Source organism: Sporosarcina sp. ACRSL, assembly GCF_022346605.1.
Lineage (GTDB): Bacteria > Bacillota > Bacilli > Bacillales_A > Planococcaceae > Sporosarcina.
The window spans coordinates 107,371-133,076 of record NZ_JAKRNT010000002.1; the positions used below are offsets into that span (position 1 = coordinate 107,371).

31 protein-coding genes are annotated in these 25,706 nt (G+C 43.2%); 9 read left to right on the plus strand and 22 right to left on the minus strand.

Translation table 11 applies throughout. The annotated features are described in order from the left end of the window. Positions 1 to 28 precede the first annotated feature (28 nt). The 6 genes from MHZ92_RS03670 to MHZ92_RS03695 all read right to left on the minus strand — a co-directional run bounded on the left by MHZ92_RS03670 (position 29) and on the right by MHZ92_RS03695 (position 3,690). Positions 29 to 829 carry a hypothetical protein gene (locus tag MHZ92_RS03670; protein WP_239430191.1) on the minus strand — a complete coding sequence of 267 codons (801 nt, stop codon included), beginning with the start codon at positions 827 to 829 and terminating at the stop codon, positions 29 to 31. Positions 830 to 853: 24 nt separating this feature from the next. Continuing rightward, positions 854 to 1,045 carry a hypothetical protein gene (locus tag MHZ92_RS03675; RefSeq protein WP_239430192.1) on the minus strand — a complete coding sequence of 64 codons (192 nt, stop codon included), beginning with the start codon at positions 1,043 to 1,045 and terminating at the stop codon, positions 854 to 856. A gap of 101 nt (positions 1,046 to 1,146) precedes the next feature. Then, entirely contained in the window at positions 1,147 to 1,566 is a 420-nt protein-coding gene (locus MHZ92_RS03680; protein WP_239430193.1) for a GyrI-like domain-containing protein, read from the minus strand. A gap of 68 nt (positions 1,567 to 1,634) precedes the next feature. Continuing rightward, on the minus strand, positions 1,635 to 1,994 hold the full coding sequence (locus tag MHZ92_RS03685) for a VOC family protein (RefSeq protein WP_239430194.1): 360 nt from the start codon (positions 1,992 to 1,994) through the stop codon (positions 1,635 to 1,637). 9 nt (positions 1,995 to 2,003) lie between these two features. Then, positions 2,004 to 2,747 carry a GyrI-like domain-containing protein gene (locus tag MHZ92_RS03690; protein WP_239430195.1) on the minus strand — a complete coding sequence of 248 codons (744 nt, stop codon included), beginning with the start codon at positions 2,745 to 2,747 and terminating at the stop codon, positions 2,004 to 2,006. A 64-nt stretch (positions 2,748 to 2,811) separates the two neighbouring features. Continuing rightward, complete coding sequence (locus MHZ92_RS03695) at positions 2,812 to 3,690, minus strand: DMT family transporter (protein WP_239430196.1); 879 nt, start codon at positions 3,688 to 3,690, stop codon at positions 2,812 to 2,814. Positions 3,691 to 3,829: 139 nt separating this feature from the next. On the opposite strand from MHZ92_RS03695, the gene MHZ92_RS03700 reads away from it, so the two are divergent. Together MHZ92_RS03700 and MHZ92_RS03705 are read left to right on the plus strand one after the other, a co-directional pair. Further along, on the plus strand, positions 3,830 to 4,579 hold the full coding sequence (locus tag MHZ92_RS03700; RefSeq protein WP_239430197.1) for a DUF3888 domain-containing protein: 750 nt from the start codon (positions 3,830 to 3,832) through the stop codon (positions 4,577 to 4,579). Between the two features lie 111 nt (positions 4,580 to 4,690). After that, the gene (locus MHZ92_RS03705) at positions 4,691 to 4,909 is read left to right on the plus strand and encodes a hypothetical protein (protein WP_239430198.1); all 219 of its coding nucleotides are present in this window, start codon (positions 4,691 to 4,693) and stop codon (positions 4,907 to 4,909) included. Between the two features lie 4 nt (positions 4,910 to 4,913). On the opposite strand, the gene MHZ92_RS03710 is transcribed toward MHZ92_RS03705, so the two are convergent. From MHZ92_RS03710 to MHZ92_RS03720, 3 genes are read right to left on the minus strand one after another with little or no spacing between them, the layout of a single operon-like run. Then, positions 4,914 to 5,336, minus strand: coding sequence for a PhoU family transcriptional regulator (locus tag MHZ92_RS03710; RefSeq protein WP_239430199.1), 423 nt, complete (start codon positions 5,334 to 5,336; stop codon positions 4,914 to 4,916). 2 nt (positions 5,337 to 5,338) lie between these two features. Beyond that, positions 5,339 to 6,355 (minus strand): NAD(P)H-dependent flavin oxidoreductase, encoded by a 1,017-nt coding sequence (locus tag MHZ92_RS03715; protein ID WP_239430200.1) that lies wholly within the window; start codon positions 6,353 to 6,355, stop codon positions 5,339 to 5,341. Between the two features lie 21 nt (positions 6,356 to 6,376). After that, positions 6,377 to 7,525, minus strand: a complete 1,149-nt coding sequence (locus tag MHZ92_RS03720; protein WP_239430201.1) for a PstS family phosphate ABC transporter substrate-binding protein — start codon at positions 7,523 to 7,525, stop codon at positions 6,377 to 6,379. Positions 7,526 to 7,756: 231 nt separating this feature from the next. On the opposite strand from MHZ92_RS03720, the gene MHZ92_RS03725 reads away from it, so the two are divergent. Further along, the gene (locus MHZ92_RS03725; protein ID WP_239430202.1) at positions 7,757 to 8,797 is read left to right on the plus strand and encodes an ArsR/SmtB family transcription factor; all 1,041 of its coding nucleotides are present in this window, start codon (positions 7,757 to 7,759) and stop codon (positions 8,795 to 8,797) included. An 8-nt stretch (positions 8,798 to 8,805) separates the two neighbouring features. Further along, the gene (locus tag MHZ92_RS03730) at positions 8,806 to 10,026 is read left to right on the plus strand and encodes an MFS transporter (RefSeq protein ID WP_239430496.1); all 1,221 of its coding nucleotides are present in this window, start codon (positions 8,806 to 8,808) and stop codon (positions 10,024 to 10,026) included. 67 nt (positions 10,027 to 10,093) lie between these two features. Here MHZ92_RS03730 and MHZ92_RS03735 read toward each other — a convergent pair whose 3' ends face one another. The 7 genes from MHZ92_RS03735 to MHZ92_RS21550 form a co-directional block, all read right to left on the minus strand. Continuing rightward, a complete protein-coding gene (locus tag MHZ92_RS03735) occupies positions 10,094 to 10,798 on the minus strand; it encodes an ABC transporter permease (protein ID WP_239430203.1) in 705 nt (234 codons plus the stop codon). Beyond that, a complete protein-coding gene (locus tag MHZ92_RS03740; RefSeq protein ID WP_239430204.1) occupies positions 10,798 to 11,601 on the minus strand; it encodes an ATP-binding cassette domain-containing protein in 804 nt (267 codons plus the stop codon). The genes MHZ92_RS03735 and MHZ92_RS03740 overlap by 1 nt, the downstream gene beginning before the upstream one ends. 33 nt (positions 11,602 to 11,634) lie before the next feature. Then, a complete protein-coding gene (locus MHZ92_RS03745; protein ID WP_239430497.1) occupies positions 11,635 to 11,829 on the minus strand; it encodes a YwbE family protein in 195 nt (64 codons plus the stop codon). Positions 11,830 to 11,937: 108 nt separating this feature from the next. After that, on the minus strand, positions 11,938 to 12,726 hold the full coding sequence (locus MHZ92_RS03750; RefSeq protein WP_239430205.1) for an ABC transporter permease: 789 nt from the start codon (positions 12,724 to 12,726) through the stop codon (positions 11,938 to 11,940). 1 nt (position 12,727) lies between these two features. Continuing rightward, a complete protein-coding gene (locus MHZ92_RS03755; protein WP_239430206.1) occupies positions 12,728 to 13,504 on the minus strand; it encodes an ABC transporter permease in 777 nt (258 codons plus the stop codon). Next, positions 13,501 to 14,481, minus strand: coding sequence for an ABC transporter ATP-binding protein (locus MHZ92_RS03760; protein WP_239430207.1), 981 nt, complete (start codon positions 14,479 to 14,481; stop codon positions 13,501 to 13,503). Before MHZ92_RS03760 ends, MHZ92_RS03755 begins: the two co-directional genes overlap by 4 nt. Before the next feature lie 126 nt (positions 14,482 to 14,607). Further along, positions 14,608 to 15,639 (minus strand): ArsR/SmtB family transcription factor, encoded by a 1,032-nt coding sequence (locus tag MHZ92_RS21550; RefSeq protein ID WP_239430208.1) that lies wholly within the window; start codon positions 15,637 to 15,639, stop codon positions 14,608 to 14,610. A gap of 275 nt (positions 15,640 to 15,914) precedes the next feature. Between MHZ92_RS21550 and MHZ92_RS03770 the strand changes: the two genes are divergently transcribed. Continuing rightward, a complete protein-coding gene (locus tag MHZ92_RS03770) occupies positions 15,915 to 16,481 on the plus strand; it encodes an RNA polymerase sigma factor (RefSeq protein WP_239430209.1) in 567 nt (188 codons plus the stop codon). Beyond that, positions 16,459 to 18,039: a DUF4179 domain-containing protein gene (locus MHZ92_RS03775; protein WP_239430210.1), complete on the plus strand. Its 1,581-nt coding sequence runs from the start codon at positions 16,459 to 16,461 to the stop codon at positions 18,037 to 18,039. Before MHZ92_RS03770 ends, MHZ92_RS03775 begins: the two co-directional genes overlap by 23 nt. An 81-nt stretch (positions 18,040 to 18,120) precedes the next feature. Here the strand turns inward: MHZ92_RS03775 and MHZ92_RS03780 are convergent, their stop codons facing one another. Then, the gene (locus MHZ92_RS03780; RefSeq protein WP_239430211.1) at positions 18,121 to 18,570 is read right to left on the minus strand and encodes a DUF2691 family protein; all 450 of its coding nucleotides are present in this window, start codon (positions 18,568 to 18,570) and stop codon (positions 18,121 to 18,123) included. Positions 18,571 to 18,687: 117 nt separating this feature from the next. Between MHZ92_RS03780 and MHZ92_RS03785 the strand changes: the two genes are divergently transcribed. Next, positions 18,688 to 19,200, plus strand: a complete 513-nt coding sequence (locus MHZ92_RS03785) for an RNA polymerase sigma factor (protein WP_239430212.1) — start codon at positions 18,688 to 18,690, stop codon at positions 19,198 to 19,200. Next, positions 19,181 to 20,341 (plus strand): signal peptidase I, encoded by a 1,161-nt coding sequence (lepB, locus tag MHZ92_RS21555; RefSeq protein WP_239430213.1) that lies wholly within the window; start codon positions 19,181 to 19,183, stop codon positions 20,339 to 20,341. Before MHZ92_RS03785 ends, lepB begins: the two co-directional genes overlap by 20 nt. A 200-nt stretch (positions 20,342 to 20,541) precedes the next feature. On the opposite strand, the gene MHZ92_RS03795 is transcribed toward lepB, so the two are convergent. The 5 genes from MHZ92_RS03795 to MHZ92_RS03815 all read right to left on the minus strand — a co-directional run bounded on the left by MHZ92_RS03795 (position 20,542) and on the right by MHZ92_RS03815 (position 24,966). Then, positions 20,542 to 21,099: a GNAT family N-acetyltransferase gene (locus MHZ92_RS03795; protein WP_239430214.1), complete on the minus strand. Its 558-nt coding sequence runs from the start codon at positions 21,097 to 21,099 to the stop codon at positions 20,542 to 20,544. A 13-nt stretch (positions 21,100 to 21,112) separates the two neighbouring features. Next, positions 21,113 to 21,769, minus strand: coding sequence for an HAD hydrolase-like protein (locus MHZ92_RS03800; RefSeq protein ID WP_239430215.1), 657 nt, complete (start codon positions 21,767 to 21,769; stop codon positions 21,113 to 21,115). 29 nt (positions 21,770 to 21,798) lie between these two features. Then, the gene (locus tag MHZ92_RS03805) at positions 21,799 to 22,263 is read right to left on the minus strand and encodes an NUDIX hydrolase (RefSeq protein ID WP_239430216.1); all 465 of its coding nucleotides are present in this window, start codon (positions 22,261 to 22,263) and stop codon (positions 21,799 to 21,801) included. A gap of 76 nt (positions 22,264 to 22,339) precedes the next feature. After that, positions 22,340 to 23,356, minus strand: a complete 1,017-nt coding sequence (locus MHZ92_RS03810; protein ID WP_239430217.1) for a hypothetical protein — start codon at positions 23,354 to 23,356, stop codon at positions 22,340 to 22,342. 35 nt (positions 23,357 to 23,391) lie between these two features. Next, complete coding sequence (locus MHZ92_RS03815) at positions 23,392 to 24,966, minus strand: amidohydrolase (RefSeq protein ID WP_239430218.1); 1,575 nt, start codon at positions 24,964 to 24,966, stop codon at positions 23,392 to 23,394. Positions 24,967 to 25,074: 108 nt separating this feature from the next. Here MHZ92_RS03815 and MHZ92_RS03820 point away from each other — a divergent pair, with 108 nt between their 5' ends. Continuing rightward, positions 25,075 to 25,515, plus strand: a complete 441-nt coding sequence (locus MHZ92_RS03820) for a YtoQ family protein (protein ID WP_239430219.1) — start codon at positions 25,075 to 25,077, stop codon at positions 25,513 to 25,515. The last annotated feature ends 191 nt before the right edge of the window (positions 25,516 to 25,706 follow it).

Genomic DNA, 25,706 nt, shown 5'->3' on the forward strand with positions numbered 1-25,706 from the left:
TCCTCATGCATGGAAAATATCCCTTTACTCATACATCCAACCAAAAGAAAAAGATCATGACGTAAGCAAACTTTTCATCGGATGAAATATGGGCCCCGAAACTGACATGCTCATGATGGGCCGTGCTTTGGAAGGCAGGAAGCGTCGCGTAAGGAAACAAGCCGTAGCGATACGAAGCTGTCCGATTTCCATCCTCATCTGTCACATCGATATCCCCCGCCATGTTGTTCGCTTCTAGCTGCCGCCAGACCGTGCCATCCGCATGATAAAGAGTGCCCCGGTTTTTCATTGCCGATTTGGATAAGTGTTGTATGTATTGTCCTAATACCGTGCCATCGGGTTTCTTCAACGTTAACAAAAATTGCTTCACATTGTTTTTGATTCGGATAGTTGCTATGGGTAGCCCGTCCATTGACGCTATGTCGTATTCAACGGGAAACACCATTCCTTTTTCAAACAACGAGAAAAAGAGGAGGCCATTGCGCAACCGTCCTTTTGTAGGTTGGATCTGAAACAACGGTTGTCCATTATGATCGACATGGACAAATTTCGGCAGCAACGAAGGCACTCGTTTTAGATTTAATTCTCCAATAGCTTCCATATCCCAGGCACTTTCGACAACAGGAGGATCCGTCAGCTTTTCGTATGCTTTTTTGAAATAAACCCCTGCCCCAAGCGCAAACAATCCGCCAATCCCTACTTCAAACAATACATCGCCATTTACCGAAAACCCTTCATACCAAATAAAATAATAAAGAATGCAAAATAAGATCATACCGATGCCGCTAATAAAACCGGCAATCGACGTCTTCCGATAAATTTCTTTCATGCTGCCACCCTCTCTCATGCTGCTTTATTTCTTGAATTCGTCTTCCAATTCCTTTTCAATCTCTTCATCAGTCATTGTGACTACTTCTTTTTCTTTCACATTAAAATGCTCTGAAATCTGTTTTAATTGATTGCTAATCTTTAAAAGACAATAAACCACATTCACCAAGAGCAATATGATGATGAGTAAAAATATCATGATCCACACAATCCACATATAAACACCCCCCGTTAATCTCTATATTTATCTACGTTACGAACACCTTTTAGATTCATATTATTCAATAAAAAAAGACCCGGCAAAAGCCAGATCCTGTCTTATTCGATCGCCACCCAAACTTCCGTCTCGTATCCCTTAGAACCTACAGGATGAATATATCGCTCAAACCCATAGCTATGTCTAAGTGTCACATCCGGATTGCGCAACAACGCATCAAAAGCAGCCGGAATGGCTTCAACTCCGCCTTCAACCTTTGCGACAATAAATTTACCGCTTGGAATCAACAATTCCTTCGTATCTGTAAAACCTTCTGCCAACTCCGATTTAATGCCCGCCAAGTAGTGAAAGTTTCCATTACCCATTCCTAACGTGATTCCAAACGACTCTTCAGGCGTCGCTCCCTTTTCTTGAATAACCCCGTTCAATTCATCCCAAAGCTTCGGAATCTCCGTTACTGGCCCATTCATTTCATAGCCTTTTACCTTGAATTGCTCGACATGTTCAACGCGTGTTTCCATTCCACTACTCCCCTTTGTTTTCGGCTTGGCTCTTAGTAACTTAATTGTTTTTCATTTTCATATTACTACTATTTCCCAACTAACACAAAAACATTTTTGTCAGGTGCTTCCATAACAGCTACGTGCCCGCCAAGAGTATTAGGAAACGGCTTGCGGATCCATTGAACCCCTTGCTTTGACTGTAAAGCCTTGTATGTCTCGTGAACATCATCAACGACTATTTCTATCTCAGCAAAATTCAAATCAGGATTATTTTTCAACACAAGCTCCGAGTTACCATCAGGAAACTGCATTCCAATAAGTGCCCACTTCTTTTCTTCGTCCTGAAATGTCTCCCAAGTCTTCTGTAACCCTAAGGATTCGTAAAATGCGACTGACTCCTCAATGTCTTCAGTATAGACTGCAACACATTCAATTCTCTTCCACATTTTGTCCCCTCACTCAATCGGCATCCAAATCTCTATAACGTCTTCCGTTGCTCCAGCCGGATGGACGTATCGCTCGAAATCGTAGCAATCCCGCAGTTTGATGTCCTCCATTTGAATGATGTAGTCATACGTAGCCGGGATTCCCGGAATGCCGCCTTCCACTTTCGCAACGATGAACTTACCCGCCGGAATAACGACCTCTTTCGTGTCTGGGAACCCTTCCGTAAACTCTGCTTTCAGCCCCGCGATATAATGGATGATGTCGTTCTCCATACTCAAGCAGACACCAAATGATTCTTCAACAGCGACATCTTTCTCATTAATCTCTTTGATTAACCGATCCCATTCTGCCGGAATTTCAGATACAGGTCCCTTCATTTGGTACCCTCTCACTGTAAACCCTTCGCTTTCGACAATACGTGTTTCCATTTCCTTCTCCCCTTTGCTTAATAATTGATCGATTCCTTCCATCTTCCCTTGCAGTTTGTTGATTTCATCCTCGATTTCCTTTTTCCGATTCCTCAACAACGACTCCATCTGTTCATCCCCTTCCCGCAAAATGTCGGAAAGGGACACGCCGAAATTCCTTAATGTCTTGATTCGCACGAGCTGTTGCTGTTCCTTCTGCGAATAAAACCGGTATCCCGACTCCGGACTCACATAGGTAGGCTGGACGAGTCCGATCTCCTCATAATGCTTGATTGCTTTCGTCGTCAGCCCGACTAAATAAGCTGTTCTCCCGATTGATAACATAGTTCCCCTCCCTTTGATTCCACTATAAACCTGCCTGCAAGGGACAGGTCAACAAGAATCTTTTTTATAATTGAACTTGTTTTCCTTTTGTCAAAAAACCTAATTTGGTCTCCGATAAAATAATCGCAGCAAGTATTAAAACCGCACCAATCCCCATCTTAAGCGTAAGGATTTCGCTCAACAGAATGACGGAAAAGACCATTCCCCATAACGATTCCGTCGAAAGGATGATTGCTGCTTTCGTTTCTGTAATGAATTTCTGCGAGACGGTTTGCAATAAAAACGCAATCGTTGTTGAGAAAACGCCTAAATAGAGTAAAGACGTTAACCCTTCCGGTTGCATGCTGAACGCCGTCTCCCCTTTCAACAACACAACGACGAAGCCGATGACAGTCGCAGTCACCATTTGTACGATTGTCAGGACAATCGGATCTTCCGTTTTCACGAATTGGGCCGTATAGAAAATATGGAATGCGAAGCCGATTGCACAGCAGAACGATAAGAAATCTCCGAGATTGATGCCAGCTGACCATTGGAGAGACAAAACCGCCACGCCGAACATCGCCAGAAAAGCGCCAACGACCTCGAACAAATCCAGTTTCCTTCTATAAATTAACAGCCCGATAAACGGTACGATGACCACATTCACCGCCGTCAGAAACGCATTTTTGGATGGCGTCGTATATTGAAGGCCGACCGTTTGCAACACGAACGCTATGTATAAGAACACACCGATGATGGCTCCTTTGATCAATGCGCTTTTTGAAATGAGCTTCAATTTTTTATAAAAGACGGCACATAATAAAACAGCGCCAATTAGAAACCTGCCCGCTAAAATCTGATAAGGTGTGTATGTTTCCAATGCTACAGCACTTCCGACAAACCCACTTCCCCATATGATGGCCGTTAACAGCAATCCGATTTCACCCATATATTTCTTCATATGATCCTCCGTTATCCGTATTTTCAATTTCATCCATTATAGCGCAATTGCCTTCATTCAAGGCTATATTTTTCGGAAACGTATCGTTTCATTCACATAGGAAAACATAAGAGTAAAACCTGAAAAGGAGGGTTTAGACTTGAAATGGCTTAGGTTGTTCTTTCTATTCCTCATGACTTCGATGCTCATCCACCCTATGTTGCCAAAAGCGGAAGAACGAAATATTGACCAACAATCCATCAAAGACGCGCTGCTAACGACACTTCAACCGTATATTTCGGAAGGAATCATCGCCTATTATGGCTACGATAAATCGTATGGATTGCACGATGCAAAAATAGTGACGATCCAGCGGGAAGATGAAGGCGGGTTTTCCTTCACAGTGGAAGTTCAAGTAAAGACATTTGAAACGGCTGAAAATCCGCCATACGGCAAGGAGACATTGCAGTTCGGAATCAGTGCGAAAGGCGTTAAACTGCTCGATTTTCAGCATGTTGGCGATGACGAGGAAAAAAAGTTGCAACAATTTTATAAGGAAGCACTCATCGACATTAAAAAGTCTTTCCACTTAAATTTACTTCCTTATGAACGATACGATTATAACCAGCTGCGCTACAAAGCGGAGAAACAAAATGATTTCAATTCACTGGCACATATCGCTGAAGAAATTGTCATCAATATTCTTAGCACGGAGATTCAACCGCCTTACAAAAATGTGATTAGTCCCGTTACCTTTGTAAAAGGCGATGAAGCCTTTATTCTTTTCAAGAAAGCCGACGGGACCAATTTTTATTACAGAGTTCTGAAAGAAAACGGGATTTGGAAAGTGGTTGAGCAGGAGAGCGAGAAAGGGAAGAAGATGGGGTATGAATTGCTTTGGTATATGTAAAGAGGCGGAGAGAACCGCCTCTTTACAATACTTATCCTCAAAAGTTTTTTGATTTCACTGACGTATAGTTTATAATAGTGGAAATAGTTGTTGTTCTAGGGGTGAGTTACAATGGATGACCGATTTGATCTAAGCTTTAAAAACAAGGAAGTTAGAGTATGGATCTATATTATGGTTCCATCTATAACTGCATCAGTGTTACTTATCCTTTTTACAGAAATTGCGAACCCTTATATAAATCTAATTCCAGCAATTGCTTGGACGCTGTATTACATATGGCGTTTCTTTTTTAGAAGAAAACAAAAGAAGGAAGTTGCTAATACCGCTTAGCGCTTTACATTTTATACTCTTGTTTTGTGCCATCAGGATTAACTTGATATTGCCAAAGTCCGCCGTCTTCTCCCCTGTAAATAAGCAGGTACATAATTGCTTCATTCTCAACAAAATTTATATATAGCTGATACTCGACATTTCCTTCTCGGATAGCATCAAACGGAACGATTTGTGTACTCTTTTCATACTCAAAGTTATCTTTAACCTTGTCGTATACCCATACTTCATTCGCCTCAAAATCGCCTTCTCCAGAGAAATAATCCATGCCGAAGATTTCTTCTACTTCACTTTTTGATAGACCTGCTTCCGCATGTTTATCAATAAATTCTTTGTTTAAAGCTGGTTTAGAATCCAACTCTTCATTTCCAACTGAACATCCAACTAACAGAACACTTAAAAAAACCGCTAGTAGTATTCTTTTCACTTTCACCCTCCATCTCCAAGAAACTTCTCCACAATCTCCTTCACTGTTCCGCCGACCGTGTCCTGCACGCGTTCTCCCGCCCAAAGCGACATAAATTCAGGACGACTTTGCGCAGCGGCTTCACTTCGGATCTTTTTCGTCAAATCGTTTTGGTATGGATAAGGTGCGATCGGGAAACCTTCCATCATTTCGATGAATTCATTGCGGATACCTCGTGCCGATTTACCGGAGAATGCTTTCGTTAGCACGGTGTTGTTTTCAGTTGCATCTATGACCGCTTGCTTATACAGAGGATGCGCTCCGCTTTCTTCTGTAGCTAATAATGCTGTTCCGATTTGGACGGCTGCTGCTCCGCGGGAGAGTTGATGGCGTAGATGCTCCCCGTTAGCGATTCCACCAGCCGCAATGACTGGAATCCCAATAGCCTCGACGATGGAAGGCAGTAATTCTTCGAGCGGGACAAGCTGTTCGCCGAGGAACGAACCACGATGTCCTCCCGCTTCTTTTCCTTGTGCAACGACTGCATCCATTCCTGCTTGTTCGACTAAGACCGCTTCTTCGACTGTCGTCGCGGTGCCGATCAAGTAAACATTATGCTCCTTTAATTTCTGGATAACCGTTTCGTCAGGCAAGCCGAATGTGAAGGAGCACACGGCAACTTCCTCTTCAATGATCACGTCAATCTGCCCGTCAAATGACGGCTCAGATAACGGTGCCTTCCAAAACGGCATGCCGAGCTTTTTGCCGATCGGCTGCAATGCAAAATAGGCTTGTCGCAACTGCTCTTGTTCCATTTCGGTCTGTTCCGGAACGAATAGATTGACGGCAAACGGCTTATCCGTAAGCTTTTTCACTTCACGAATGAAATCACGAGTTGCTTCTGCGGATAAATAGCCTGCCCCGATGGATCCCAATATCCCTGCATCCGCACTAGCCGCCACAAATTCCGGTGTTGTAACACCCGCCATTGGGGCTTGGATGATTGGGTGCTCAATTCCTAGTGCTTTCATAAAAGTCATGATCCCACTCTCCGTTCCTATTCATTTTCCGACAGGCACATACCCTGTCTTCTCAATAATTTTCTGTCCTTCATCCGACAAAATCCATTCAATGAACGCTTCGACGTGCGGGTTATCGCTTCCTGCCGTCACGGCATAAAATTCATTCGTAATCGGGTATTCTCCCGAACGAATCGTGTCGACAGTCGGCTCAACACCATTTACGGCCAGCAGACGGATCTTATTGTTTTTCACCATTTGGGTCGAATAGTATCTGAATGTGTAGCCAATCGCATTATTATGATTTTTATAGTTAGACACTTCTCCAATGATCGTTCCCATAAGGGAAGCAATATCTTCTGTCGGCGGCTTCATGATCGGCGTTAGCCCCATGAACTCCTGCAAAGCTGTTTGACTGCCACTACCTTCAGGACGTTGGAATGCTCGAATTTCATCATTCTTCCCACCGACGTCTTTCCAGTTTGTAATTTTGCCGGAGTAAATCCCTTTAATTTCATCCTCCGTTAAGCTCTCCACCGGGTTTTTGGCATTGACGAAAAAGACGAATGCCTCTTTCCCGATCGGCGTCAGTTTTAATTCCTTCCCCGCGCTTTCCGCTTGATTCAGCTGTGTTTTTGATGGACCCAAAACGAAGATAATGTCCGCTTTTCCGTTAATTAAATTCATATAAGCTTCTCCCGTCCGATAGGACATCACTTCGCTGCCATACGGATCGTAGTCTTTCTCGGGATAAACGGCTTGCGCGAATGCCGCGTAAATTGGATAAAGAGCCGTCGCCCCGTCGATGATCGGTAGATTATCTTCAATTTTGTAGGATGCTGGCTTATCGAGAGAAACAGCCTTTGATTTCTTGGCAAACGGCTGATATTCATAGAGATCGACTTGGCCATCCGCGATGACCGGCCTCGTTTTGTCGTAAATCCCTGGCGCTGCGTAGATAAGCGTGATAACGACTACCACGGACGAGCCGATGATGAAAAACTTTTTGAATCGGTCCAACTCGAAACGCATCATGACAACAAATGCCCCAATCATTACATACGCAGCGGCAATGAATGGAATGAGATAGTCCATCCCAGTGAAATATGCAGTTAGTGCCCCGATTGCAGCTAGCGGGAAAAGCAATGCCATAATGAATAGCACAAATAGTACGCCCCAAAAAGTTTTCAAGCCATTCCCTCCTCGTACTCCCTCTTTCGTTCAGTATACATTATTTTGAATTTAATAAAATATCTATTCTCTTAGGATTGTCTACTTTAGCCGTGAGTTCTTAGTAAAAACATAGAGCAAAATGAAAACGATTGCTCTCAATTATTCAGTAATTATTGAACTTTAAGTTCGATAATTATTGAATAAATTCATTGTCTTCGTTATGCTACTGTACAAGGAGCTGATGAAACTTTGAATACACTATCAATCACAGGAAGAAAAAGAGAGTCATATCAAGTGGAATTTGAGTATTCTTTACTATGGGAATGCGCACTAGGCATTGCTGCTATTACCAATACGCCACTACTGGATACGTTGGAGAAAGAGAACGAATTTGAGAGAATAACAAATGATTTCCCTGTAGTTTTAAAAACTGAACTTGAATATGTAGAGAAAAATAATACTTGGAAAAGTTTATTACAGCTTTTACATGTATTCGAAGGAGATGATATTGCCGATTTTATAGATTTTATTCAACAGCTCTCATTTGAAGAATTATCTTATTACTGCTTTCCCTATGTAGGCGATCATCTACAAGAAATAAGAAGACAAGCTTCCCAAGGCAAAGTGGACGCAGTGCGTCAATTAAAAGAAGTTACGAAGGACAACAGTTTCTTTCCTGCCTATATTGAATTTATCCATGGTGTGGACGAGGAGGAATTAAAAAGTCATCTTCGAAATGTTATGACTCTTTGGTTTCAAAATGTCATTCTACCGCGGTCTGAAAAATTAGTAGGTATGCTTGAACGTGACATAGCAGAAAAAAAGGCAATGAAGGAAGAACTGAGTGCCGAGGAATTTGTTGCTTGGGTAACAAATGGGACGGAATATATTCCTGAACCAAGTGTTTATAGGGTTTTATTGATTCCCCAGATGACCTATAGGCCGTGGACGATTGTCTCAGATATTGAGGGTACAAAAGTATTCTACTACCCGATCGCTAATACGAGCATCCACCCTGATGATCGATATCTCCCTGATTTCCTTTTGATTCAAAAGTACAAAGCATTAGGAGATGAGGTGCGGCTTCGCATGTTGAAATTGTTATCTGAAAAGGATTGCACCCTTAAGGAAATCACGGAGGAACTTGATGTTGGTAAGTCGACTGCCCATCATCATCTAAAATTGTTGCGAGCTGCTTCCCTGGTTGGCATTAAATCATCTAAATATACACTGAAGGGAAATTCCATCGCTTCTTTATCTAAAGAGCTGGAACTTTATTTCAATCAATGAAAGTGAAAATGGAAAGCAACACTTTATTGAAAAGTAGAGGCTTCGTGGCTTTATGGGCAGGCAGCGCAGTTTCCGAATTAGGTGGAGCTTTCGGAACTTTTTGCAATTCTGTATTAGTGTATGAGCTAACCGGATCAAAGATGGCGTTAGGAAGCATGTGGCTGCTTTACTTCATACCTTCTATTCTTTTGCAACTTGTTAGCGGACCTTTTATCGACAAGTGGAGCAGGAAATGGATCATGGTTTTTTCTCAATGGACAAGGGCTGTCATCTTTCTTATGCCTCTTGCAATCCTCTCATTGGGCATGATAGAAGTCTGGCATATTTACGTGGTACAGGTCGTCATTGGATTGATAACACCCCTTTACGTTCCAGCAAGTCAGGCAATTACACCAACAATCGTTGCACAAGAACAGCTTCCTTCTGCAAATGCTTTTCTAGACGGTACGACCAGACTCATGCTATTCTCAGCTCCTATTTTAGGCGGGATTTTTATCGAATCGATCGGCGTACGTCCTACATTAACCATCGTCTGCATTTTACTGACAGCGAGTGGCTTCACTTTATTATGTGTAAATGAAAAAAGAACAGCTAAAGTAATTCGCAAAACATGGATTGCCCAGTTTCAGGAAGGGATTCAATATTTCTTTCGACAGCGAACAATTGTATGGTTGGGATTTTTTCTAGCCTTTGTTCAATTTGGTGTTGGTGTGACGATGGTCATTAATCTACCTTATATTACGGATGTATTAAAAGGAAATTATCAAGAGTACGGTCTTTTTATGGCCGGCTTTCCACTTGGCTATGTTATCGGATCCTTCATTGTTGGTAAACTACCTATAATAAGTAGAAGAAAGTTGATGTTAGGCTCTCTTGTGATTGGCGGATGTACATTCATTGCTTTAGGAGTGACGCAAACCATCCTTTTAGCAATACTCTTCGAAATCCTCGCTGGAGTTGTCATGGCCATATTCAGTATCCATAACTTGTCGATTTGCCAACAGCTCATTCCAAATCAACTGATGGGTAGTGTCATGTCCGTCCGGTTAGCGATTATCCGAACTGCTATGCCCCTCGGAATACTTACGAGCGGGATTCTCAGTGAACTTTGGGGAATTCGTCCATTGTATATAATGATCGGCGCAATCATCGTAGCTTTCTCAATAATTGGTATTACAGTTCCTTATTTCAAATTCATCGATAAGCCCACGAAGATGTTGGCGGAGTAACTAAATTAAAGGTGCCGAACAGAAAGAATCTGTCGGGCACCTTTTAGAGATAATCTACCTATATCTACTACCGCCATTTCCGATAAAACATCTGGGTTATGACGAAAGAACAAATAAAGGAATAGAACACAACCCAAGCGGTATCCAACCAAAAGTTCCTACCAATATACAAAGCTTCATCTGTAAAGTGAAGAAGCGTTTGCCCTACTGGCGGGAACAGGAGAAGTACCCATTTGAGGATTGCCGCTTTCTCGACAATGCCTTCTCCGGCAATTGAAATCGCGATGACCAACATTGATGATAGCCATGTGAATTTCTTTGATTCCACTTTTGTATTGGAAAAGAACGAACCTACGATAATACCGAAGACCGCGAAAGAAAGGTGACCAAATACCGCTACGCTTATATGAAGGAGTCCAGCCGTCTCTTTGAAACTATTGATCACCAATGGATACACAATTGCCACGAACGCTAAAATGGATGCACTGAGTAAACAAACAACCCATTTCCCCCATAAATAATCTCTTTTACTAGGCAGTTGAACAAAGAGTAAATCCTTCTCACTTTCCCCTTCCAATGAAAAAACGCTCATTGCCACCCACGTCATGACTAAATAGAGTGAAATGCAAGTGATCGCATAGCTGCTCATGATTGGAACGCCGCGGTATGTGTAAAACAGAATAATCCAGCCGACGAATAATGTGAGCGGTGGTATGAACGTCAGCGATCGAATATAACTACTGATTTGATAGCGAATAAACCCCCTAACCACTACGTCAACTCCCTTACTTCTAAAATGGAGCAGTTTTTCTGTAACAGATTCCGCAGCACCTCGTCACTTGCATTCCCTTCAACTGTGAAAACTGCGACATTCCCATCGAACTCTTGTTGACTGACCGGGAGATCTTTCACATCTTCCCTTCTATGAAATGCAACACGGATTCTCTTTTTCGGGACTGCTTTCATCGATTGAACCGTGATTTCTCCAGTTTCAATCTGAAAAATCTCCTTCGCCACATTACGAATGAGGGCTTCCTCATGGGAAGTGAAGATGATTGGGGTTTGTGCTTCATTTAGCAATTCGATGAGAACCTGCTGGGATTCTGCATCTAACCCTGTAAGCGGTTCATCCAATAAAAGGAGATCAGGTTTCATTAAAAGCGCCTGGATGATCCCTACTTTTTGCTTTGTTCCTTTTGAACATGCTTTAAGGGACGTATCGAGAAACGCCTCCAAACCGAATAGCTCGATGTACTTCGATATTTCATTTTCAATAGATGCTTTTGAGCCGCCTTGAAAAGATGAAACGAGCAATAAATACTCTTTCAGCGTAAATCGTAGACTCTCCGGAAAATGCTCTGGCACATAGCCAATTTTTTGTGCGCTTCTTACTATTTGTCCGCTCGTCGGTTCAGTAATGCCGGCCAGCATTTTAAGCAATGTGCTTTTCCCTGACCCGTTCTTGCCGCGGATTAATAGCTTGGTGTTGTTGGAACATGATAAAGAAATATCTTGAAGGATTAACCGCCCAGCAATCTCCTTACTGACTTGAACGGCTTCTAATATGAACGTCATATGATCAACACCATCCCCCTGACTATCGGCAGTTCACTCTAAAATATCGCTTACCCGACCAACTTGTCCGTCTTCTAGCCGCACTTTTATCCCATGCGGATGAAAGCTTGAATTCGTCAATAAATCCTTGACAATCCCTTCCGTCTTTACGCCTGTCCGCTGATCCTTTTTCAAAATAACAGCAACTTTCATTCCTGGCTTCACATCACTTCGATTACGTCCGTCCATTGTTTCGCTTCCTCTCAAGTTAATTTCCTTCAGTTTACCACATTGCAAATACTTCCCACCCATAAAAAAAGCCCTTAGTGGGATATCCCATCAAGGACTCTAACAATCCTATTCCAAATCCATCGTCCCTTTGACACGCGCCAAGTATTCCGCGTAGACGATCAATAACAGACTGATTGCGAAAAACACGCACCCTAACAAGAACTCCTGACCCAACAATGTCGTCATTTGTGAGTAATCACCATTGTTAACGATGTCCTTTGTTAATCGAACCCCTCGCGTTAATGGAATAAAAGACGCAAGTTGTTCCAACCATCCCGGCATGACGGAAAGAGGATAATTTGCGCCGCTTAACAAAAGCAACAGGCTCGCAAGCAAGTTGGACCATAAATGCATCGAAGGCGACCACAAACAAAACGTCGCGATAATTAACCCTAGTCCGCAGGCGGAAAAGATAGAGACGAGCCAAATGACGAATAAAGACAGAAGAGCGTCGAATGAAATGGATAGCCCAAATAACAGTATGCCGAATACGAGCCCAAGTGCAGCAGTGAACACGCCGTTTAGCACATGGGCGAGTGATCTGGAGATGAAAAGCGGCGCTTTGCTTGAAGGAGTGCTCATGACGAGCTGGAGCGTCCCCATTCCCCGATCCGATGTAATGACGGACATCATGCCGAAAACTGCATTCATCACACAAAGCAGCAACGCATTCGCCGCGATATAACCGGCGAGTCCTTCCCCTCCATACACATAATTCACGAGAACTGCGAAAAAGAGTAGCTGACTTAACGGATTCAATACCATTACGAACAAATACACTTTCGGATCGAGCCAGCCGAACAATGCCTTATAAGATAAGACACTATGCCGGAAAAATCGTTGTACCGCCTCCATCTCAATACACCCCCAATTTCCCGTTAATGCGGGCTTTGTTTTCAACAGCTCGGTAGCAGACATAACCAATTGCAATGTAAATCAACACAAGCGCAGTCAATGCGAATAAAGGCATTGCCACTACAGAAAACGTTGCGTTCTCATCTGTCGCCTTTCGCAGCAACTCAATCGCCCAAGTTGGCGGCAACAGATAGGAAATCGGCTTCACCCAGTCAGGCAGGATCGCGATTGGGAATAGAAATCCGCAAATGAGATAGATTGGGTATTCGATGAAGTTCATTAATGCATTCGTCTGGCGAGAGAGCGTAAACGCAAGCGATAGGAAAAAGGAAAAGACCGAAATGGCGAGCAGTACGAATACGAACGAACCGAAAAACAACAAAGGTTGCACGGCTGGCACCTCAATCCGGAACAATAGCACGAGAGAGAGAAATGCAATCACCATGGAAATCAAACCCCAAACCATATTGCCGATAATCTTCCCGATCAGGATGGCAGCGAACGGGACAGGTGCTACAAACAAAAGCTCTAACGTCCCGTAAAAACGCTCACGTTGCACGTCGCTTGCCGACGAATAAACGATGGAAGACCAAAGCGCCATGAAGCCTGATCCAAGCACGACATAATGAAATATTCGTTCAGGAGAAGAACTTCCGTAAATGAAAAACGCCAACGTAGATAAAAACAATGGATTCACGATAATAATGAATTTGAACATAGGGCGAGCAATTGACAAGCCCATCTGCACTTTGACCGAATGAAGCAAAGCACGCATCATTGCGCATACCCCCCAACAAGTTGCACGTAGACGTCCTCAAGAGTCGGCTGCATGATCGCTAGATCCGAAATCTTTGTCTCATCCACCAGACGATAGATCTCGGGAATGACGGCTTGCGGCATCTCGGTTTGCAGACGGACAGTCGTCATGATGTCATTCTGTTCATGCTTTACATGACGGACATGCGGCAGACGCGAAAATTCATCAATTATACTAGCATCCACGCCAGTCAGCTTGCATTCGATGATTGACACCCCGGCTGTTTGCCGTTTCATATTCTCCGGCGTATCCACCGTGATCAGTTCCCCTTTGTCAATAAATGCAATCCGGTCGCACAGCTCATCCGCCTCATACATATAGTGGGTCGTCAGCAAAATCGTCGTTCCTTGTTCATTTAATTTCAATAAAATATCACGAAGGCCCCTCGCACTGACAGGATCCAGCCCAATGGAAGGTTCATCAAGGAAAAGAATTTGAGGGCGATTAATGAGTCCTCTTGCGATTTGGAGACGTTGTTTCATCCCTTTAGAGAAGGTCTCAACACGTTGTTGAGCTACATCTTCAAGCCCAACGAGCTCAAGCAATTCCAAAATGCGGTTCTTTTGTTCATGCCGCGGAACTTTATATAAATCTGCAAAGTAAGCAAGATTATCATAGGCGGATAAACGCCAATACAGATTTCGCTCCCCGCCTAAGATGAAATTGATATGAGGACGTACTTTCATATGTTGCGATACAGGGTCCATCCCCAATATGGAGATCGTTCCCGAATCAGGGATAAGCATTGTCGTCAACAGCTTAATCATCGTCGTTTTCCCCGCCCCATTCGGACCGAGCAAACCGAAGATTTCTCCTTTGTTGATTGAAAATGAAATACCCTTTAACGCCTCGACTTCCTTCTTTGTCTTCTTCAAAAAACCCGTTTCAGTCTTATATACCCGTCTTACATTGGATACCGTGATGACAGTTTCCCCCATACAATTCCCTCCCGATATTAGATAACCATCTTATTAGATGATTGTATTATATTATGTCTATTTGTCAATCTATGAAAACAAAAAAACGCGGCCTCTATGGCCACGTTCTTCTTACAACGCTATATGTTATGTCCCTAAAAATGTCCTTACGCCAGTCAACAGCTGGTCAACCTTCTCTTTATCACATGTGAAATATTTAATCGTACCGACTTTTTCTTCTTGCACCAAGCCCGCTTTTTTCAATAGCTCAAGATGATGGGAAACCGTGGCAGTCGTAATGCCTAAGTACTCGGCAATTTTAGCCCCGTATTCCCGCTGGCCCGATAATAGGCGCAACATCCGCAAACGATTCCCATCAGCCAACACTTTCAGCTGTGATTCCAGCTCTTTGCTTTTGTCCATCACATCTGACAACGGTACAGTACACCCGTAGATGACGATGCAAACTTCACGATTGAAAAGTCGGATCCGTGCAATCGAACTATAAATAGACGGTATGAAATAGAACATTTTATATTGGCTTGTACGTCTGAACGACTTGCCCATGACGTATTGAGCAAGTGCAAGGGGCTCCATGGAAATGGACTGCACTTCCTGCATCGCCTTTTCCACCATCTTCTTTTTTTCATTCAACGCTCGTTGAAAGAAGTTCGACGAATCGATTTCAAGTAGAAGGGACGAAAATCCGCGTCGGTACTCTCCCAAATTCGTAAAGAATTCGATGACGGTCTCCTTTTTTTCATCCGTATCCCAAAGAATCGTATCCTCATATGTCATTAAAGAGGTTGGAGATTCCAACAACGCTTCGACTTGCGGCAACGGAATATATTCGGAGAAGAAATCGTATACATACGCCGCATCGCTTAATCGGTCGATCGCATCCACAAATTCCCGAGCGTCATGAAAATAAGGAGATGGCAACAAAAAATTGAGCAATGGAGAAAATCCTAAGCCGAGGGTTCTTGGCCACGTGGCAATGAAGTCCTTCGCTCCGTCCGATAACTCATCCATAACGTTCATCCCGTCGACTTCAGTATATTCATTTTTCTTCCCATCCATTACAGCCGCCATGAGAGACAACGCCTCAACAACCGGGGAATGCAAATGTTCAACTACTTCCACCGGCTTCCTCTGTTCCACTTCCTTCTCGAATGCCACGGTAAGGCCCTCCCTTCTTGAGAAACATCAGATTCCTGACTATGTTTATGACTCCATTATAGCAGGACGAGTGATAGCGAGCGAATCGGCCGTGCATGTTACGTCTATTTCACTCTGGCTCAAGGAGTTATCACCGACTCGTCCCGATTTACACTCATTACGTAAACAATCCACAACAAAACTTCTTAAAAATGAAATTTTCCTGTGAGTAAACCCGTTATACTGAATGAAACACAAAAAGACATGCGCATGTCCGTTTCAGTAAGGAGGTTACTATGGAACAAGAGCAGCTTTGGATACAGCAAGTGTTAGCGGGCGACAAACAAGCCTATGCACACATCATTAATAAATACAAAAACCAATTATTTGCGACCATTTTGCGAATGACGAAAAACCCGCAAGATGCGCAAGATCTCGTCCAAGATGCATTCATCAAAGTGTACCGCAATCTCGAAAAGTATGACGCAAGCGGCTCATTTTCCGGCTGGCTCTACCGAGTAGCCATAAATCATTGCATGGATGAGTTCCGCAAAAAAAGCAATACGACAATCCAAGTAGAAATAGACGAGACGAAAGTGGTCAATCGTGAACATCCGGAAGTGGTTTTCTTAAAGAAAGAAAAGAGTCGGCAATTGGAACGGTTGATTGCCACGTTGCCTGAAGACGAACGGCTCATCATACTTCTCCGTTTTGTCAATGAAATCAGTTACGAGGAAATTGGCGAAATTGTAGGCGTTCCCCTGTCGACAGTCCGCAACAAACTGCATCGGGCTAAGAAAAAGATGAGAGAAACCGTGAAACGTGAAGGAGGCTATTTTCATGAACTGTCCAACGGCGGATAAACTATCGCAATTTGTAGATCAGATGCTACCTAAACAGGAGATGGCTGAAATTGAAGCGCATGTACAGTCATGCACTTCCTGTGGAAGAGTTGTGAATGCATTTCAAGAGGAACAGCATTTCATTGAAGAAACGTTGCAGACACCTACATTGCCTGAGAATTTCACTGATCTTGTCTTAGATCAGTTAGAGCCATATGGGAAGGCTCGCAACTATAGACGCAAGGCTGCTTGGAAACGGGTTGGAATTGCCGCTGCCGGCATCGTTTTGGCGGTCGGCATTGGGGCAACCGTCAACCCAAGTTTCGCACAATTTATTGGCGGTCTATTTTCAACCGACCAAGTCGATGAAGGGTTGAATTTAGCTGCGGAGGCTGGGTTAATACAAAGGGTAGATTTACAAGTCGAAGATCAGGGACTGACGTTCTTCGTGGAAGATGTCATCGCCGATTCCTCAAGGGTCACTCTTTCCTATAAAGTGTTGAATAAAAACGGAAAACCGCAAGATACGTATTTAGACATAGCGGATTCCAATAATACCATCACGGCCATTGATCAAAATGGCAATGTACTGGATCGATTGGGAACAAGTTGGCAACATGGAAGCGACTATGGGTACATCGAGTTCTCGCTTCGCGATCAGGACAATGTAGAAGAACTGACGATCCAATTCAACCTTGTCGAACTGAATGGAGTGAAAGGCAACTGGAAGTTACAGGTCCCTGTCGATTTGCATGAAAACCGTAAGCTGACAAAAATGGCAGATTTGAAAGATGCAACAGCTGTCCATCACGGTGTAGAAATTGATTTGAAGAAGCTACAAATGGCTCCTTCTTCCATGGAATTGTATTTCGAGACGGCATTCACAAAAGAAGAACGGGAAAAGACTGAAGAGGCAATACGCGAGTTCGAGGAGAAGTTCGGAAAAAGCAGCCTGGATAATCTTGTATTCGGTAACAACTCCGCAATTGAATACCATATTGAAAATGCTGAAGGGAAAGTGATTTATTCAACAGCGCGAGATACCAATTCAGATACTGCAGGCATGCTGCAAGGTTCAGGCGACGATCTGAATATGTCGGGGGGCACCGCGTGGATCCATTCATTCGTTCCAAAAAATGAAGAGCAACTAACTTTTGTATTGAATGGTGTCTATAAAAAGGAGCCTACAGACCTTTCCCTAACAATAAAACCGAAAGACATAAAAAAGCATCCCGTTTCATTTGACTATAAAGGGACTCACTTAACGATTAAAAGTGTGAAAAAACCACTTTTCGGAAAAGAACGTTCCGTCGTCATCAAAATGGAAGGCGGTACAGATTCTCTAGACGCCGACTTAGGAAACTGGATTGCTGTCGACGGCGAAGGAAACAGCTACCTTGCCAATTTCGGCAGCTCCATCTTGGATGAAAAAGACAAAAACGGCCGACATATCGCAACATTAGACTTGCGGTTGGATAGTTTGGAAGAAGTTCCAGAGGAGCTCACGTTGTATCTTGTTTCAATGACAAGTTATTATCCTGTTGAAGAACAATGGAGAGTTCCGTTGCTTGGCGAATGAATAAATATAACGGCTGCCTGGGTAGGATAGGCAGCCGTTTTTGTCGTGATCGTTCCAGGCTTCTGAATGAACAGCTGCCCCCTATCCCCAAACCGTCAGAAGCATTCCGCTCACCCTTTCATCCGTCAGGGACTCGATTCCCGTGAAGCCTTTCGACCGAGCACGTTCACCAAGTTTGCGGATCACCTCTTCATCTTTAGCTAGAATGTGCGTGTACACAGAATCGATTAATAGAAATGCCAGCTGGCAATCACTGCGCATAAAGTCTTCATAGTTTTTCACTTGGACGATATTTTTCCGTACCGGGAAAGCCTTCAAGTCTGCAAATATGAGATAATGGACGTGTGTATCTATAAATTCCAAAAACCCAGGACCATCCATAACTGCTTCCGAAAAAAGCGGATCTGCCAAGGTGTCGTTCTCTACTTTATACGATTCGACCGGATCGATGGACCACACCCACGTCGGGTCGACGATATCCACTAAGAGATCTGCCAACTGCTTGCCGTATATAATTCTTATTTGAAACATAATTCCCCTCATCCCTCTTGCCTCTCTATCTATTTAATGATTTTCCTTAATCTTACTATAAAGCCGTTACCGATTCTCCTAGATAGCGTCTAAGTAAGTAACAAGCGAGGTGACGATATGTCCAGTGAAGTATGGTTCGATGACTATTATGATGCCGTCTACAGTTACATCCTTATGCTCGCGAAAGATCCCCAAGTAGCTGAAGACTTGTCCCAAGAGACGTTTATCAAGGTTATTAAGAGTGAACATCAATTCAAGGGTGATTCCCTCGTCAAGACATGGATTTTCCGTATCGCCTACACGACGACGATGAGTTATTTCAGAAAGAAGAATCCAATTACGTATTTCCTTGATCTCCATACACATAGTTCCAAGCACGAACAATCCTCAGAAGACATTGTGCTCCTAAATTTACAACAAAAACAGTTTTACGAAGCGCTCCGCCAACTGAAGCCAAGTTACCAAAACGTAATCATCTTGAGAAAGATCCAAGGGTTCTCGACAAAAGAATCGTCAGTCATTCTTAATTGGTCAGAAGGAAAAGTGAAGATGAGCTTGTCGAGGGCGCTTACTGCTTTCAAACAGGAATTAGAAAAAGGAGGGGTTACAAGTGAAACACTTATCCGATGATCGCATAACGAAGGAATTGGAGAATCTTATTCAGAAGTTTAAACCTTCACACGCACAAAAAGAAAGGGCTCATTATAAGATTTTTCAAGAGAATAGCTATAGAAAAAAGGGTAGGAATCAAACCTGGATACCAACTATAGTTTCATTTATCCTTTTACTTTCTATCATTTCTGCTGCCTTCTTTCTACTTAACGGCAAAGATATGCAAAGTAACTATGACGTTACATCTGACTTGGATGGATTTTACGTACAGCAAACAAGCACTACTAGCAATACACAATTCACTATTTATTTCCACAACGAAACGCTGTTTATAGAAGATATAACTCCGTATTCTACATCCGGTGATACTTTTTCTGAAGAAAAATTCAAAAAGTATATTACAATCACTGATACGAAACTAATTCCTGGAAAATATAAAGATTACAGTGTAACAAAGAACGAGGATGCTTATACAATTGAAGTAAAAGGTGAGACAGAATTTACTTATACCCTAACCAAAGTTGCACCAAGAAAATATATTGGTGAAGACGGTATTGAGTATTCAACTAGTTTATATTTGGATTTTGCGGAAGTGATCACAGATGAAGTAACACCTGAACGATTAGGAACCGCACCGCAGACGGAACATACATTTTTGATTGAATGGGGATCCGATTCGATGGATAGAGGAAATCATGATTTCGAAACACATGAGCACGGGCAACTTGTCGTTTCAACTGATTTCGATGAGCTACAGCGGGGCCAACCGGTTTACTATCATACACCACCTTCGCTTATTACCAAAAATCCCGCAGTTCCTGAAATGTATATTGGGAGAGTCATCGGATTGCCCGGTGAAACGGTCGAAATTAACGGAGGCCAAGTTTATATAGACGGGAAGAAGCTTGATACGTTTTATGGGAAAGCGACGATGCACGGCTTGGACGAGGAGGAGTATTTCATTAAGACGCCACGCAGCGCGATTGGAAATGAGAAGTCAACGAGAGAATATTTCAACATGAACATGGCGTCCGTTACTGTAAAGGAAAATGCAGTGTTCATTCTCGTTGATCAATGGTGGCGGGGTTACGATAGCCGAGAGTTCGGTCCTTTGCCGATTGAAGAGATTGAAGGAATCATTACCGGGATTGCGGAGTAATACCTTATGAGTTATTCCATTATGTATATTGATAAGCTAAGCAGAGCAACCGCCAAATCGGCATGCTCTGTTTCTTTTTCATCATCACATTTATAATGGGTTACTGTAATTCATTTGACAGAAGTCTATATAGTTCTGCAACCGCCTGATAACCGGTCAATCCTCAATTTCATTCAACAAGTTATCAGGACACAAAGCGATTAAACACTTCCTCTATTCAACCAATCTTCTCTCGTCAATTTCATATTAATCGAATCAATCCATTCCCCTTCAAACTCAAAGTCCTTTTCGTCCACACTCTCTACTACAAAGCCTATCTTTTCATAAACGTGCTTCGCCCTCGGATTGAAGTCAAACACACTTAACGTTATCACGTTAAGTGTCGTGGTAGTAAATAGATAATCGATAGTTAGTTGAGTGGCTTCCGTTCCTAATCCCCGATTCCTTCCCCTCGGCCCGATAAGTATTCTGAAATTCATGTTATGAGTTTTTTCATCGTATAAATTCACCACTGCCTCGCCCACGAGGATGCCTAGAGAAGAGTCAACTATCGCAAGATCCAGGCGATCTGTTTGTTCATTCCTTGTATTGTACCAATGGAGCATGTATTTCCAATCAAAATCCGAACTACTGCCTGTCAGTTTTAATACTTCAGGGTCTTGTAAGCATTCCTCTATAAAAGGAAAGTCTCCATCCTGGAAAGGTCTGAGGATAACTTTCTCCCCTTCGATAAGCGGTTTGTGACTTAAATCTATCATTTCGTTTACACTCCTAACTTTCCTCACCTATGATCTTTTTCAACTCTAGTAAGTCGTCAATCACGACATCCGCCTGAGCAAGTTCTTCATCTCGCGCGAAGTCAAAGTTGCATCCAATTGCAAGTAACCCGTTCTCTTTCGCTGCGTTTATATCCGATAGTCGATCACCAACTACCGCTCCATTCGTAATGCCATATTTTTGTACAATGCCCCGGACTAAGTGTGATTTGTTTAATGAATAAATTTGCTCGATACTAAAAGTTTCCGTTACCCATTGGTCCATGCGATAATGACTCACAATTGCTTCGAGGTAATCAATGAGCCCATTGCTTGCTATGTAGATCGAGCAATTCTTCTCTTTTATATACGTGAAGACTTCCTTTACATTGGGATATAATGCGCCATTCCCGTTTCTGATATTTTCAAGTAACCTTTCAAGAAAATACTTATCTGTCAGGTCCCTTTCTTCTGTTGAATGATCAGGCATTAATGTTTCCCACACTTGCGGTAACGGAACACCCATAATTTCACGGTATTTCTCAATAGGTGTGGCGCTACTCCATTTATCCTTTGACCGTAAATGTTCAAACGTATCATCGAGCGCTAATTCCAAGATTCTATCTGTCTGAAAAAGTGTTCCGTCCATATCGAATATAAGTGACTGTATCATAATCATTCTCCTATATAGAATTTGTGGCATTAGCTGATTACAGGCAACACTCTTCTTTCCGCCCAATGGACGATAAATTGTTTTTGGCGTGGATTCAAGTTTTCAGGCAAAGCTTCTCTCCTGAAAAATCGATGCTCCCTACTTTCAATGCCTTGCTGTTCTAATACACCACCAAATGTATTTGTCGTAAAAATGATTTGTACACTGTACGCTTTATCTCCATTAGGATATTGAACAAAACAACTCTCGCCAGAATAAATACCAAATAGCTTAAGGTCATCGATTTCTAATCCCGTCTCCTCAAAAACCTCTCTCATGGCTGTTTGCTCGAAAGATTCTCCAATCTCCATTACGCCGCCAGGAATACACCAATTATCTTCATCCGTACGGTGTTGGAGTAAAATACATCCTTCTTTTTCAATAATCACCCCACAGCCAACTGTAAATAGAGTTTCATTACCAATCAGCTTTCTCATATCAGATATATAGTTCATACATTTCTCCCCTTTGCTCCTTTACCAAAACAAACAGTGGGAAGCATGTTTCCCACTGTTGTAATTTGGATATTTATTAATGAAAGTTGATACTTCGAAGCTTCTCCTTGAGATCTGGATGAATTTGATTTTCCTCTTCAATGATCAAGTCACCTGTTCCACTTTTGAACACATCGTGTATTGATTGTAACTGTTTCATTTGCTCGTCGGTTGGCGGCTGATTAACCATTTGGTGAAGCAAGTCAATCGCGCCATCTAAAGAGACATCCAGCTCTCGATTCAGTTCTGCAACCATTTCTAACAATCGCCATGCATTATAAACATCATCTAAGATTGGATAAATGAGCTCCATTCTCTCCTGAGAGTCCTGAAGAGTCTCCTCACCGGCTTCTAGAACCGGTACCGTTTTAGTTGTAAAAGCCGTTTTCAATAAGTTGAATGCATCCTTGAAAAAGGCATAAGAGGCAGGCTGATTATCGTTATTGGCTGTATTCTCTTTCTTATAAAAAGTTACTTTCTCATATCCATTCTCATCTTTATCGTATGTGAATCTCTGTACTATTCTGTCAGAATGCGACCGCATCATCATCACGATACCCGGCTTTCGATCAAACCTTGCAGTACTGAAATCTATTGAACCTAACTGAACAAAATCATCAAAAAGCGGAAAGGTTTCCTCACCGTCTTTTACGACCAACAGCCAGGTCTGTCCATCGTCCCATGCAAAAAGGCCATTCTCCGTTTTTCCTGCATTCACATGCAATTCGATTTCTTCTTCTTCGCCATCCCCGTCAATGTCCAAAGTGGTCTTCTTATATAGCGTTTGTGGATACTGTTCAATTTCTTTTGCTAGGATCATAGCATAATCATCGTTCGAATAAATCGGTGTTTCATCCGATGTTTCCGTTACAACCAATTCGAGCGCTGCCTTTTGTTCCTCTATCGTCTTTACTAGGGATTCATTTTCCAATGAAATCTGCTCAATTTGCTTTTTCAGTTCCTCAATTTCTTCAGTCATTTCTCCGTTTGACTGATTCGAACAACCGACAAGTACGACTGCCAAACATACAACTCCCGGTAAAAGTCTCCGCATCCCCTATCCCCCTTCATTAGAAGAAATGTCCCTTATCAACCTTGAATTTGATACATGACTTCTCCTGCAACTACCGTCATAACAACAGTAGCATCAAGGATCTCACTTTCACTCACTTCAAACAGATCCTTATCCAAAACAGTAAAGTCCGCGTCATATCCGACACCAAGCTTCCCGCGCGAATCCGCCTTCCCAATCGTCGCTGCAGCTCCGGATGTGAATAAACCGACTGCCTCGAACACGCTCAGCTTTTCTTTCGGCAAGTACCCTTCATGTGTCTCCTCCGGTTTTCTCCTCGTCACTGCAGCGTAAATGCCGAGCAACGGATCAACTTCTTCGATCGGCGCATCCGAGCCTGCGCCGCAAATGAATCCTTCGTCAATGAGCCGCTTCCATGCATACGCCCAGTCCAAGCGCTCTTCCCCTAAACGGTCCATCACCCACGGAAAATCGGACGATACGAAAACGGGCTGGATGTCCAAGACGACCGGAAGCTTCTTCATCCGTTCCACCAAGTCGTCCCGCAGCACATTCACGTGGATGAGGCGGTCGCGCTTCCCTTCTGGAGCAGGGTGGCGCTCAATCGCGTCCAATCCTTTTTCAACTGCACCGTCTCCGATCATATGCATCGCGACAGCTTGCCCGTATTTTCGGGCAGTCGCTACATTCCTCTCAATCTCTTCATCTGTCAAAACTGCGTTACCCGAAGTGGATGGATTATCTGCATACGGCTTGCTCAACAAAGCGGTGCTTCCGCCAAGCGCTCCGTCGACGAAGAATTTCATTTCCCCAGGTTCGATCCACGGTTCATCATATTCTGCATTGTCCTCCATTAACTGTGTGAACACCGTCGAGCGGCGCAACAGATGCGCACGGAATTTCTTTCTTTCACCGATGACATTTCTGAACGCCTGCAATGGATTGCGGTAATCTCCGTAATAGCCGAGATCATCCGTCACCGCGCCCGTTAATCCTTTTGACAATAAATCGTCGACCGATTTCTCGAGTGCTTTCGTCAACATCTCCTCCGTCGGTTCCGGAATAAGTTGCATCAGACGATCCATCGGGCCTTCCTTCAATACCCCTGTCGGTTCTCCATTTTCATCTCGCTCGATGACACCATCGTCCGGATCTGGCGTATCTTTCGTAATGCCCGCAAGTTCAAGCGCCTTCGAATTGACGATCGCTGCATGTCTGCACGTTCGCTTCAGAAACATCGGCGAGTCTGTCACGTGGTCGAGGTCATGACGCGTAAAGATTTTTTTATCCGGAAAATTGTTTTCATTCCATCCTTCACCGATGAACCACTCGTCCTCCTTCAAATCAGGATGGGCGTTCAAAATCATATCCATCATTTCATCCGAGGACTTCGCTTTTGAGAAGTCAAGGCTAAGCAATTTCGTACCGTGCCCGATCATATGCATATGATTGTCGATGAATCCTGGATAGAGTACAGCTCCTTTCAGGTTAATTTCACTATCTGCTTCATTTTTTAAGTCTTCATATGAGCCTGTCGCTATGATTTTGCCGTTTTCCGTTAGCAGCGCCTCAACGGTTTCCCCTTCTCTTTCCATTGTATAGAGCTTCCCATTATGCCATATCTTTTTCATTCAGACTCCCCCTTTACTTACCTTAATTCTAAACTTTCGTGCAACGTTGGGCAATCTAATTCGGGGGAATGCTATAATGGAACCATCATTTCAGGGAGGGATTTTACTATGAGACTGACCGTTTATCTTGCAGGTGAAATTCATACGTCTTGGCGGGAAGAGGTGAAACAGAAAGTAGCCACTTTGAATTTGCCGATCGATTTCGTCGGGCCGATGGAGGATCACGACCGATCGGATAATATCGGCGAAGAAATTTTAGGCAAGCAGCCAAATGCGATCTTCAAGGATGCCGCTGCTTCCAGCTTCAATAATTTGCGGACAGAACTATTAATGAAGAAAGCCGATCTTGTCATCGCCCTCTTCGGTGAGCAATACAAGCAATGGAATACGGCGATGGATGCAAGTGCAGCGGTTGCATACGGCAAGCCGCTTATCCTCATCCGATCCGAACAGCATCACCACCCGTTGAAGGAGCTTTCCCGCAAAGCGCATGCGACGGTTGAGACTGTAGACCAAGCCGTGAAGGCATTGCATTATATTTTTGAATGAATGAAAGGGCTATCCGAATCGGATGGCCTTTTTTAGTAGAAAGAATCGTAAACCGGTTTATCATTACGAGAAGCAGGGAATATGTAAAACGTCTTAACTGTACAGCACGAACCTTTACAAAATATTTACATTACGTTCATACTGCCTCAATAATCCTTTCGTACACTATGAGTACGCCTCATTCCAAATAG

Coding starts and splice junctions, on each gene's coding strand:
- MHZ92_RS03770 (WP_239430209.1), top strand. CDS start 15,915: ATGGAACAAGAGCAGCTTTGGATACAGCAAGTGTTAGCGGGCGACAAA.
- MHZ92_RS03695 (WP_239430196.1), bottom strand. CDS start 3,690: ATGAAGAAATATATGGGTGAAATCGGATTGCTGTTAACGGCCATCATA.
- MHZ92_RS03705 (WP_239430198.1), top strand. CDS start 4,691: ATGGATGACCGATTTGATCTAAGCTTTAAAAACAAGGAAGTTAGAGTA.
- MHZ92_RS03715 (WP_239430200.1), bottom strand. CDS start 6,355: ATGACTTTTATGAAAGCACTAGGAATTGAGCACCCAATCATCCAAGCC.
- MHZ92_RS03815 (WP_239430218.1), bottom strand. CDS start 24,966: ATGAAAAAGATATGGCATAATGGGAAGCTCTATACAATGGAAAGAGAA.
- MHZ92_RS03675 (WP_239430192.1), bottom strand. CDS start 1,045: ATGTGGATTGTGTGGATCATGATATTTTTACTCATCATCATATTGCTC.
- MHZ92_RS03690 (WP_239430195.1), bottom strand. CDS start 2,747: ATGTTATCAATCGGGAGAACAGCTTATTTAGTCGGGCTGACGACGAAA.
- MHZ92_RS03740 (WP_239430204.1), bottom strand. CDS start 11,601: ATGACGTTCATATTAGAAGCCGTTCAAGTCAGTAAGGAGATTGCTGGG.
- MHZ92_RS03780 (WP_239430211.1), bottom strand. CDS start 18,570: ATGTTTCAAATAAGAATTATATACGGCAAGCAGTTGGCAGATCTCTTA.
- MHZ92_RS03755 (WP_239430206.1), bottom strand. CDS start 13,504: ATGATGCGTGCTTTGCTTCATTCGGTCAAAGTGCAGATGGGCTTGTCA.
- MHZ92_RS03730 (WP_239430496.1), top strand. CDS start 8,806: ATGGAAAGCAACACTTTATTGAAAAGTAGAGGCTTCGTGGCTTTATGG.
- MHZ92_RS03670 (WP_239430191.1), bottom strand. CDS start 829: ATGAAAGAAATTTATCGGAAGACGTCGATTGCCGGTTTTATTAGCGGC.
- MHZ92_RS03805 (WP_239430216.1), bottom strand. CDS start 22,263: ATGAACTATATATCTGATATGAGAAAGCTGATTGGTAATGAAACTCTA.
- MHZ92_RS03795 (WP_239430214.1), bottom strand. CDS start 21,099: ATGATAGATTTAAGTCACAAACCGCTTATCGAAGGGGAGAAAGTTATC.
- MHZ92_RS03810 (WP_239430217.1), bottom strand. CDS start 23,356: ATGCGGAGACTTTTACCGGGAGTTGTATGTTTGGCAGTCGTACTTGTC.
- MHZ92_RS03745 (WP_239430497.1), bottom strand. CDS start 11,829: ATGGACGGACGTAATCGAAGTGATGTGAAGCCAGGAATGAAAGTTGCT.
- MHZ92_RS03685 (WP_239430194.1), bottom strand. CDS start 1,994: ATGTGGAAGAGAATTGAATGTGTTGCAGTCTATACTGAAGACATTGAG.
- MHZ92_RS03785 (WP_239430212.1), top strand. CDS start 18,688: ATGTCCAGTGAAGTATGGTTCGATGACTATTATGATGCCGTCTACAGT.
- MHZ92_RS03750 (WP_239430205.1), bottom strand. CDS start 12,726: ATGGAGGCGGTACAACGATTTTTCCGGCATAGTGTCTTATCTTATAAG.
- MHZ92_RS03800 (WP_239430215.1), bottom strand. CDS start 21,769: ATGATACAGTCACTTATATTCGATATGGACGGAACACTTTTTCAGACA.
- MHZ92_RS03760 (WP_239430207.1), bottom strand. CDS start 14,481: ATGGGGGAAACTGTCATCACGGTATCCAATGTAAGACGGGTATATAAG.
- MHZ92_RS03775 (WP_239430210.1), top strand. CDS start 16,459: ATGAACTGTCCAACGGCGGATAAACTATCGCAATTTGTAGATCAGATG.
- MHZ92_RS03820 (WP_239430219.1), top strand. CDS start 25,075: ATGAGACTGACCGTTTATCTTGCAGGTGAAATTCATACGTCTTGGCGG.
- MHZ92_RS03680 (WP_239430193.1), bottom strand. CDS start 1,566: ATGGAAACACGCGTTGAACATGTCGAGCAATTCAAGGTAAAAGGCTAT.